This is a genomic window from Clostridium sp. ATCC 25772, assembly GCF_001573875.1.
GTDB lineage: Bacteria > Bacillota > Clostridia > Clostridiales > Clostridiaceae > Clostridium_J > Clostridium_J senegalense.
This window is the reverse complement of record NZ_LFRG01000155.1, coordinates 1-666: the sequence shown is the minus strand read 5'-3', so window position 1 is coordinate 666 and position 666 is coordinate 1. Positions and strand designations below refer to the sequence as shown.

Annotated in this window: 1 protein-coding gene; it reads right to left on the bottom strand. The window is 27.2% G+C overall.

Annotated elements, in window-relative coordinates; genetic code table 11:
• Nucleotides 1–18: 18 nt before the first annotated feature.
• Nucleotides 19–624 carry an ECF transporter S component gene (locus tag AZI32_RS17285; protein WP_021431568.1) on the bottom strand — a complete coding sequence of 202 codons (606 nt, stop codon included), beginning with the start codon at nucleotides 622–624 and terminating at the stop codon, nucleotides 19–21.
• Nucleotides 625–666 lie beyond the last annotated feature (42 nt).

Here is a 666-nt window from a genome sequence, read left to right as displayed (position 1 = left end):
TATATCTCCTTAATTAATTTATTTTTTTAATATTACCTCCATCTTTTTATAAAGAGGTAATGTAATTACTGACATTAGTATTGCTTTAACTAAGTTAAATGGAGCTATCATCCAAATAACAAAACTCTTTAAATCTACTACATTAGGATTTATTACATGTCCCATATTTACTATAGCTTCCATAGGCATTACTTTTCCATAGAAAGGTAGTAACATATAATAGTTAGTTAAACACCCTATTACTATCATAACTATTGTTCCTAAGAAAAATCCTAAAAATAATCCCTTTATATTTCTTTTGTGTCTGTATGCTAATGATAAAATTACTACATATGAACCACCAATTAATAAGTTTGCTGTTTCACCTATCCAAGCTGTTGTTGATGCTGTCATTGCTTGGAATAAATTTTTAATAAGAACTATTGTAAAACCTGCTACTGGCCCTAATGTCATACCTCCAAATATAGCAGGAACATCTGATATATCTAGTTTTAAGAAATCAGGAAATATACCTGGAATAGGTATTGCTATAAACATTAAAATATAAGAAATTGCTGCTAAAATAGCTACCTTTGTCATTGTATTTGTACTCATAGTTTTTTTATTAGTGAATATATTATCCATTTAAAAAACCTCCTAATTTTAATTTTAGGAAAAAGAAAAAGC